Here is a 9,648-nt window from a genome sequence, read left to right on the forward strand (position 1 = left end):
ATAAGAGACAGGCCTGCGGCGACGGCGGGACCGCGCCGCCGGCCGGGCCGCAGAACCTCCAGGTGCGCAACAACGCCGCCGTCACGATGGAAGTCGACCTCGTCGACCCGGCCACCGGGACAGTCTTCGGGGAGTTGGAAGGCGTCGGCCCAGGCACGACGCGCGCCCTGCCGGTGAACTTCGCCAACGGCGCATACGCCCTGCGCTGCGCACCCGAAGACGGCACGCCGTTCGTCGGCCCGGCGGTCCAGGTCACCGGCGGCGCGGACCGTCCCGGACCGGCGGTGGTCCCGGTGACCAACGCCGACCTGCTCGGGCCGCTCAAGCAATACCACGCCTACGTCGCCGACGGCCTCGGCACGCTCACCGGCCAGACCGCCGCGCTGGCACAAGCCGTCCGCTCGGGCAATCGTGGTGCGGCGCAACAGGCTTGGCTCACCGCGCACTTGACCTATGAACGGCTAGGCGCCGCCTACAACGCCTTCGGCGACTCGGACGGGGCAATCAACGGCACCACCGCCGGGCTGCCCGCCGGGGCGGCGGATCCGGGCTTCACCGGCTTCCATCGACTCGAGAACGGCTTGTGGCACAACGAACCGATGCCCGCTCTGAGTCCGATAGCCGACCAGCTCGACCAAGCGGCGCAGAAGCTGCGCACCTCGTTCGCCGACGCACAAATCGACCAGAACGACCTCGGACTGCGCGCGCACGAGATCATGGAGAACACCCTCCAGTTCGAACTCACTGGACGCACCGACTACGGCAGCGGCTCGAACCTTGCGACCGCACGCGCGAACCTGACTGGCACCCGTGCGGTGCTTGATGTGTTGCGTCCGCTGCTGACGACCCGGTTTCCCGGTTTGAAGGATCTCGATGCGTGGGTCGCGCGCACGGATCGTGATCTGCAGGCGGTTGCGGGTACGCCGTTGTCCGCGCTGGACCGGAAGCAGCGGCAGCGGATCAACGCCGATGTTTCCGAGTTGACTGAACGCCTGGCTCCGGTCGCGGCGATCGCGGAGCCGAGGAGGACCTCGTGACCCTGGGGCGGCGCGCCTTCCTGCGCGGAGCGGCCGCCGCCGGAGCGGGCGCGAGCCTGGTCGGCCTGTCCGGAAGCGCGACGGCGGCCGGGGGAGCGGTGGCGTTCCACGGTCCCCGCCAGACGGCCGTGCTGGCGGAACCCGCGAGGCATTCGGTCGTCGCCGCGTTCGACGTCGTCGCCGAGAACCGCGCCGAACTCACCGCGCTGCTCAAGGAACTCACCGACCGCGCGCGGTTCCTCACCAGCGGCGGCGCGCCCGCGTCGGTCGGGATCACCGGGCCGCCCGCCGATTCTGGTGTCCTCGGTCCGGAAGTCCCGAAAGGACAGTTGTCGGTGCTCGTCGGCGCTGGCGCGTCGCTGTTCGACGACCGGTACGGGCTCGCCGCGCGCAAACCGCCGCAGCTCAAGCAGATGCCGACGTTCCCGGACGACGCGCTCGATCCGCAATGGTGCCACGGCGATCTGAGCCTCGTCCTCAACGCCGCCGAACCGGACACCGTGCTGCACGCCTTGCGCGACATCGCCCGCGCGACCCGCGGCGGGATGCAACTGCGCTGGAAGATCGACGGGTTCAGCTCGCCGCCGCGTCCGGCCGGGACGCCGCGCAACCTGCTCGGTTTCAAGGACGGCACCGCGAACCCGGCACCGTCCGAAGCGGACAGTCTCGTGTGGACGGACGACGGCGGGAGTTACCAGGTCATCCGGTTGATCCGGATGCTGGTCGAGTTCTGGGACCGGGTGTCGCTGTCCGAGCAGGAGAACATGATCGGCCGCCGCCGCGACACCGGTGCGCCGCTCGACGGGGCTGCCGAGCAGGACGTGCCGCGCTACGCCGAGGACCCGATCGGCACCGTCATCCCGCTGACCAGCCACATCCGGCTCGCGAACCCGCGCACCCCGCAGACGGACGGCCAGCGGATCCTGCGCCGCGCGGTGAACTACGACCGCGGCGTGGACTCCAACGGCAACCTCGACCTGGGTCTCGTCTTCACCTGTTACCAGCGCGACGTCGAGCAGCAGTTCGAGGCCGTGCAGAAGCGGCTCGCCGGAGAGCCGCTCACCGACTACGTCTCGCCGTTCGGGGGCGGGTATTTCCACCTGTTCCCGGGCGTGACGGACCCGGCCGACCACTACGGCCGGGCAACGCTGGGCTGAGCGGAAGGAGCATCGGATGAAGCGGACCAGGAGGCGGGCCACCGCGGCAGCTGCGCTGGCGGCGACCGCGGCACTGGCGGCGGCGTGCGCGAGCAGTTCGGCGTCGACCTCGGCGCCTGCACACGCGGTCGCCGCCGAGACGTTCACGACGTCGACGCCGATCAAGCACGTCGTGGTGATCTTCGGCGAGAACATCTCCTTCGACCACTACTTCGGGACCTATCCGAACGCCACCAACGAGAACGGCACCCCGTTCCACGCCGCGCCCGGCACCCCGAAGGTCAATGGCCTCACCCCGGACCTGTTGCAGCACAACCCGAACGCCTACAACCCGAAGCGGCTCAGCCCGGACCAGGCGCTCACCTGCGACCAGGCGCACGACTACAAGAAGGAACAGGCCGCGTTCAACGGCGGCAAGATGGACAAGTTCGTCGAGTACACCGAGAAGGACAAGTGCACTGGGCAGCCCGTGCTGTTCGGCGAGCCCGGCCTGGTGATGAACTACTTCGACGGCAACACCGTCACCGCGATGTGGAACTACGCCCAGCACTACGCGCTGAACGACAACTCCTTCAACACCGTCTTCGGCCCGTCCAGCCCCGGCGCGATCGACCTGATTTCCGGTCAGACGCACGGCCTGCAGCCGGTCGATTCGGTCACCGGCGAGCCGAAGGTCGACCCGCATACCGCGGCTTCGCCGGATTCGCACGGCGTCGGAACCATGATTACCGACCCGGATCCGGCGTTCGACGACTGCTCGGACAAGAACCACACCGCCAAGGACAATCTCGGTGCGTTCCAGGGGCGGAACGTCGGCGATCTGTTGAATTCGCGTGGTGTTACGTGGGGCTGGTTCGAGGGCGGCTTCCGGCCTACTGGCGAGGTGAACGGGTACGCGGTCTGCGGGACTAAGCATCCGAATGTGGGCGGGCAGGCGTCTGTTGACTACAGCCCGCATCATGAGCCGTTCCAGTATTACCAGTCGACCTCGAACCGGAAGCATCTTCCGCCGTCGTCGTTGCATGCGGTGGGGCAGCAGGATCAGGCGAATCATCAGTACGACGTTCGGGACTTCAATGACGCTCTTGCTGCGGGGACTATGCCTGCGGTTAGTTTTTTGAAGGCTCCGGAGTATCAGGACGGGCACGCTGGTTATTCGGATCCGTTGGACGAGCAGGCTTTCGTGGCTGACGAGGTCAATCGGATTCAGGCTTCGGCGGAGTGGAAGAACACTGCGATCGTGTTGGCTTATGACGATTCGGACGGGTGGTATGACCATGTTGCGCCTAGGGTTGTGAATGGTTCGCATGATTCGGCGCAGGATGCTTCGGTTTGTACTTCGAAGCCGGTTAAGTTGGGTGGATTCGCGGATCGGTGCGGGTATGGGCCTCGGCTGCCTTTGTTGGTGATTTCGCCTTATAGCCGGGTTAATTATGTTGATCATGCGATGACTGATCAGACTTCGGTGTTGCGGTTTATTGAGGACAATTGGCATCTTGGGCGGGTTGGTGGGGGGTCGTTTGATGTCATGGCTGCGCCGTTGACGGGGATGTTCGACTTTTCGCGTCCGAAGGCGGAGGTGTTGAAGTTGGATCCTAAGACTGGGGCTTTGGTGGGTTAGTGTGGGTGCTGCTCGTCGCCTGGCGGCGACATTGCGCACGGGGGTTGCGTGGGGCACCCCGAAGCTGATTGTGCTGACGGTCTGGGGGTGCTTGTCAAGGCGGGAAAGATGCCTTGACAAGCACCCCCAGACCGCAGAGAAGGCTTCGTATCGGGGTGCGGGGGTGGTGTGGGTGCACTGGTGGGTTGGGTGCGCTGGCTGCGGTTTGGTGGGTGGTCCGTGAAGGGCTCCTTGAGGGAATCTGAGTCCGTGAAGGGGGCCCTCACGGACAGTGGAGGTCCGTGAGGGGAACCCTGAGGGACTCTGAGTCCGTGAGGGTTCCCCTCACGGAGGGCCGGTGCGGTCGGAAAGCAGTGTGGCCCGCCCCGGGGGAACCGGGGCGGGCCACAAGTGCTGTGTTTCAGGCCGTCAGGACTGGGTCATCTTTCGCAGCACGTACTGCAGGATGCCGCCGTTGCGGTAGTAGTCCGCTTCGCCGGGGGTGTCGATGCGGACGACCGCGTCGAACTCGACCTTCGAGCCGTCTTCCTTCGTGGCCGTCACGTGGACCGTCCGGGGCGTCTCGCCCTCGTTCAGCTTCGTGATGCCCTCGATGTCGAACGTTTCGGTGCCGTCCAGTTTCAGCGACGACGCCGACTCGCCCTCCGGGAACTGCAGCGGGATGACGCCCATGCCGATCAGGTTGGAGCGGTGGATGCGCTCGAACGACTCGGTGATCACCGCGCGCACGCCCAGCAGCGACGTGCCCTTGGCCGCCCAGTCGCGCGAGGAACCGGAGCCGTATTCCTTGCCGCCCAGGACGACCAGCGGGGTGCCTGCCGCCGCGTAGTTCTGGGCCGCGTCGTAGATGAACGCCTGCGGGGCTCCCTCGACGGTGAAGTCGCGGGTGTAGCCGCCCTGCACGTCGTCCAGCAGCTGGTTGCGCAGCCGGATGTTCGCGAACGTGCCGCGGATCATGACCTCGTGGTTGCCGCGGCGCGAGCCGTAGGAGTTGAAGTCCTTGCGCTCGATGCCGTGCTCGACCAGGTACTGCGCGGCCGGGGTGCCCGCCTTGATGGCGCCGGCGGGGGAGATGTGGTCGGTGGTGACCGAGTCGCCCAGCTTCGCCAGCACCCGGGCGCCGGAGATGTCCTGCACCGGGGCCGGTTCGGCGGCCATGCCGTCGAAGTACGGGGGCTTGCGCACGTAGGTGGACTCGGCGTCCCAGTCGAAGGTCTTGCCGGTCGGCGTCGGCAGCGACTTCCAGCGCTCGCCGCCGTCGAACACGTCGGCGTAGTCCTTCTTGAACATCTCCTGCGTGATCGCGGAGTCGATGGTCTCCTGGATCTCCTGCGGCGACGGCCAGATGTCCTTCAGGAACACGTCGTTGCCGTCGCCGTCCTGGCCGAGCGGCTGGGTCGCGAAGTCGAAGTCCATCGTCCCGGCCAGCGCGTAGGCGATGACCAGCGGCGGGGACGCCAGGTAGTTCATCTTGACGTCCGGGTTGATCCGGCCCTCGAAGTTCCGGTTGCCCGAGAGCACCGAGACCGCGGTGAGGTCGTTCTCCTGGATCGCGGCGGAGATCTCGTCCGACAGCGGGCCCGAGTTGCCGATGCAGGTGGTGCAGCCGTAGCCGACCAGGTGGTAGCCCAGCTTCTCGAGGTACGGCCAGAGACCGGCCTTGTCGTAGTAGTCGGTGACGACCTGCGAACCCGGGGCCATCGACGTCTTGACCCACGGCTTCACCGACAGGCCCTTGTCGACCGCGTTGCGCGCGAGCAGCGCCGCGCCCAGCATGACCGACGGGTTGGACGTGTTGGTGCACGAGGTGATCGAGGCGATCACCACGGCGCCGTGGTCGAGGATGAACTCGCCGCGGTCGGCGGTGGACACCTTGACCGGCTTGGTCGGCCGCCCGGTGGCCCCGTTCGCCGCGGACTGCACCGGCACGGCGGTCTCGTCCTTGAACGACAGCGCGGCCGGGTCGGAGGCCGGGAAGGTCTCCTCGACGGTCTCGTCGACGTTGGTGTGCGGGGTGGGCTGCTCGTCCTCGGCGTAGTCGTGCACCGACTTGCGGAACGAGGACTTCGCGTCGGTCAGCTCGATGCGGTCCTGCGGGCGCTTCGGGCCGGCGATCGACGGGACGACCGTCGACAGGTCCAGCTCGAGGTACTCCGAGTACTGCGCCTCGTGCGCCGGGTCGTGCCAGAGGCCCTGCTCCTTGGCGTACGCCTCGACCAGCGCGACCTGCTCGGCCGAGCGGCCGGTGAGCTTGAGGTAGCGGACGGTCTCGTCGTCGATCGGGAAGATCGCCGCGGTGGAGCCGAACTCCGGGCTCATGTTGCCGATGGTGGCGCGGTTGGCCAGCGGCACCTGGGCGACGCTCTCGCCGTAGAACTCGACGAACTTGCCGACCACGCCGTGGCGGCGCAGCATCTCGGTGATCGTGAGCACGACGTCGGTCGCGGTGACGCCCGCCGGGATCTCGCCGGTCAGCTTGAAGCCGACCACGCGCGGGATCAGCATCGACACCGGCTGGCCCAGCATGGCCGCCTCGGCCTCGATGCCGCCGACGCCCCAGCCCAGCACGCCGAGGCCGTTGACCATGGTGGTGTGCGAGTCGGTGCCGACGCAGGAGTCCGGGTAGGCCTGGCCGCCCCGGGCCATGACCGTGCGGGCCAGGTGCTCGATGTTGACCTGGTGCACGATGCCGGTGCCCGGCGGGACGACCTTGAACTCGTCGAAGGCGCCCTGGCCCCAGCGCAGGAACTGGTAGCGCTCGCGGTTGCGCTCGTACTCGATCTCCACGTTGCGCTCGAAGGCGTCCGCGCGGCCGAACACGTCGATGATCACCGAGTGGTCGATGACCATCTCGGCCGGGGCGAGCGGGTTGACCTTGTCCGGGTCGCCGCCGAGATCGGTCACGGCCTCGCGCATGGTGGCCAGGTCGACCACGCAGGGCACGCCGGTGAAGTCCTGCATGATCACCCGGGCGGGCGTGAACTGGATCTCGATCGACGGGTCCGCGTTCGGATCCCAGCCGCCGAGCGCGCGGATGTGGTCGGCGGTGATGTTCGCGCCGTCCTCGGTGCGCAGCAGGTTCTCGAGGAGGATCTTCAGGCTGTAGGGCAGCCGGGCGGCGCCTTCGACCTTGTCCAGGCGGAAGATCTCGTACGAGTTCTCTTCCACCTGCAAGGTGTCCTTGGCGCCGAAGCTGTCCTTGCTAGGTGCAGTCACGTCTAACTCCAGTGGCATGGATTCCACGCCGCCGCCGGCGTGTCCTCCCGGGTCAGTTCGGTGTCGTTTCCGGGTCGTCGGGTCGACCCGGGCGAGTCTTGCGCACCCCCACCGTAGGACCGGAACCGGGAGGGCACACCTCGTCTTCTCGACCCAAACAGTACGCGTGTCCTGTATTTCGTTCAAGACGACACGCGGAGTGACGTGCGCCATGCGGACACGCGGTCCCCGCAGGTCCCCCGAACAGGGGAAATGATCTCCGCGGTGTGTAAGTTCTTCCTGTTGCTTGTGATAGTGGTGTGACTGCAGTGGTACGCGGTGTGTCCGTGCTCGCCGAAAAGGCGGCCGGCGAGCGGAGGTGGCGGGCGTGAAGGCCAGGCGGGGACGGTCCGGTACGGCGGGCGCGCTGGTGCGCGGTGCCGGGGCCCGGCGCGGCCTGACGGTCGCGACAGTCGCCCTGGTCGCGCTGCTCGGCGCGACCGGCACGGGGCTCGCGGTGCCTCCTCCGCCGCCGAACCCGAGCGATTCGGCGATCACCGACGCCAAGGGCGACGCGAACGCGAAAGCGGGCGAGGTCGGGCGGCTCACCAACCAGCTCGCGCAGGCCGAGCAGAAGCTCAGCTCGCTGCAGGACGACGTCGAGCTGAAGCAGGAACAGGCCATGAAAGCCCTGGTCGACCTGCAGACCGCGCAAGACGAGGCGACGCAGGCGCAGAACGACGCGAAGTCCGCGCGCCAGGAGGCGGACGCGGCGGTCGGCGCGATCGAGAAGGCCCGCGCGGACGCGAAGAAGTTCGCCGCCGCCAGCTTCGAGCAGGGCAGCACGATCGGGTCGGTCTCGGCGTACCTGACCTCGGACAGCCCGAAGGACCTCCTCGCCCGCGCCCAGCTGCTCAACGCCATCGGCGGCTCGCGGCTCAACGCGATGGACCGGCTCCAGCAGGCCCAGACCGAGAAGGCCAACAAGGACTCCGCCGCGCGCAAGGCGCTGGAACTCGCGCAGCAGAAGCAGGACGCGGCCACCCGGGCGAAGGGCACCGCGGACTCCGCGCAGTCCGCCGCCGTGTCCGCGCAGCAGGCCCAGGCCGCGCAGAACACGCAGCTGGAAGCCAACAAGAACTCCGTCGAGCAGCAGCTGTACGCCGCGCAGGCGAAGGTCAACGGCCTGCAGGGACAGCGCCAGCGCTACCAGGACTGGGTCGCGCAGAAGCAGCGCGAGGACGAGGAGCGCGCGCGGCAGGCGGCGCTGCGGGCGGCCGCGGCGAACAACAACAACGGCGGCGATGACAACGGCGGCGGAAGCAGCGGACGTCCGTCTCCTGCGGCCGGCAGTTCGATCGAAGCCGTGATCGCGCGGGCGCTGTCCAAGGTGGGCATGCCGTACGCGTGGGGCGGCGGCAACGGCAGCGGCCCGACCCGCGGCATCCGCGACGGCGGCGTGGCCGACAGCTACGGCGACTACCGCAAGATCGGCTTCGACTGCTCCGGCCTGATGATCTACGCCTTCGCCGGCGTGCAGGGCCTGTCGCACTACAGCGGCTACCAGTACACCTCGGGCCGCCGGGTGCCGCTGTCGCAGATGCGCCGCGGCGACATGCTCTTCTGGGGCGGTTCGGGCGGCATCCACCACGTCGCGCTCTACCTGGGCAACGGGCAGATGGTCGAAGCCCCGCAGTCGGGTTCTTACGTGCGCGTGGCCCCGGTCCGCTACGGCGGGATCATGCCGTACGCGACGCGCCTCATCGGCTGAGCGGGCTCCACACGTACGGCGTCGTTTCGGTGACCGCGGTGAAGCCGAGCCGTTCGAGGATCGGACGGCTGGTGGGCAGCGCGTCGACCTGGAGGTAGGCCACTCCGCGAGCCCGCGCCGCACCGACCCGGTGCGCCACGAGCGCGCGGTAGAGGCCGCGGCCGCGCCATTCGGGCAGAGTCGCGCCGCCCCACAGCCCGGCGAACCCGGTGCCGGGCACCAGTTCCAGCCGGGACGCGGCGACGAACCGGCCGTCCGCTTCGGCGACGACGTGCGTGGTGGTCCCGGAATCGGCGCGAGCCCGCGCGAGCAGATCGGCGGCGACAGCGGCCTCGTCATGACCGAAGACGGACGCCGAGAGGGTCGCGATGCGCAGCAGATCGCCGGGGCTGCCGGCTTCTCGCACGACCACGTTGGCCGACGGCGGGGCAGAGGCGGCGACCGCGTCCAGCGGAGCGATCAGGACGCTTTCGGTTTCCTCCGGCGTGAATCCGGCGGCCAGCAAGCGTTCGGGAAGCTCCGCGGGACGGTCGTGGCTGCGGGTTTTCCACTCGAACTCCTCGCCGCGGGCGGCGAAAAACGCGCGCTGGCGGGCGATCAGCTCGTCGAGGGCGTCGCCGGTGACGCCGAGGTCGGGCGGGCCGGAGACGAAACCGCGGCGGCCGCCGGTGAGCCGGGCGAGCGGGCCGTCGACGGTGAGCTGTTGTCCGGGTTCGGCCCGCGTCAGCTCGGCTTGGCGGACTTCGCGGTCGTAAGCGGCGAGCAGCCGCGCGGCGTCGGGCACGTCGGCAACCTAACCCGCCCGACCCCGGAGCGCGCGCGGGTTTCCGCGCCGGAGCCTCGTGCGCGGCAATCCCGGTTCTAACC

General features: G+C 68.6%; 6 protein-coding genes. 4 read left to right on the plus strand and 2 right to left on the minus strand.

Features of this window, described 5'->3' with window-relative positions; all coding sequences use genetic code 11:
• The 3 genes from D0D37_RS43940 to D0D37_RS43950 all read left to right on the plus strand — a co-directional run.
• Positions 1-1,037: EfeM/EfeO family lipoprotein (locus D0D37_RS43940; RefSeq protein ID WP_162834779.1), on the plus strand; the 1,037-nt coding region annotated here is incomplete at its 5' end.
• Positions 1,034-2,194, plus strand: coding sequence for a Dyp-type peroxidase (locus D0D37_RS43945; protein ID WP_116206485.1), 1,161 nt, complete (start codon positions 1,034-1,036; stop codon positions 2,192-2,194). The genes D0D37_RS43940 and D0D37_RS43945, both read left to right, overlap by 4 nt.
• Positions 2,195-2,210: 16 nt before the next feature.
• Positions 2,211-3,815 (plus strand): phospholipase C, encoded by a 1,605-nt coding sequence (locus D0D37_RS43950; RefSeq protein ID WP_116206486.1) that lies wholly within the window; start codon positions 2,211-2,213, stop codon positions 3,813-3,815.
• A 408-nt stretch (positions 3,816-4,223) separates the two neighbouring features.
• On the opposite strand, the gene acnA is transcribed toward D0D37_RS43950, so the two are convergent.
• Positions 4,224-7,031: an aconitate hydratase AcnA gene (gene acnA, locus D0D37_RS43955; RefSeq protein WP_116206487.1), complete on the minus strand. Its 2,808-nt coding sequence runs from the start codon at positions 7,029-7,031 to the stop codon at positions 4,224-4,226.
• 367 nt (positions 7,032-7,398) lie between these two features.
• On the opposite strand from acnA, the gene D0D37_RS43960 reads away from it, so the two are divergent.
• Positions 7,399-8,781, plus strand: a complete 1,383-nt coding sequence (locus tag D0D37_RS43960) for an NlpC/P60 family protein (RefSeq protein ID WP_244223889.1) — start codon at positions 7,399-7,401, stop codon at positions 8,779-8,781.
• Here D0D37_RS43960 and D0D37_RS43965 read toward each other — a convergent pair.
• Positions 8,771-9,565 (minus strand): GNAT family N-acetyltransferase, encoded by a 795-nt coding sequence (locus D0D37_RS43965; RefSeq protein ID WP_116206488.1) that lies wholly within the window; start codon positions 9,563-9,565, stop codon positions 8,771-8,773. The two genes, D0D37_RS43960 and D0D37_RS43965, sit on opposite strands and share 11 nt — an antisense overlap.
• Positions 9,566-9,648: the final 83 nt, after the last annotated feature.

Origin of the sequence: Amycolatopsis circi, assembly GCF_003385235.1 — a bacterium.
In the GTDB taxonomy this organism is placed as follows: domain Bacteria; phylum Actinomycetota; class Actinomycetes; order Mycobacteriales; family Pseudonocardiaceae; genus Amycolatopsis; species Amycolatopsis circi.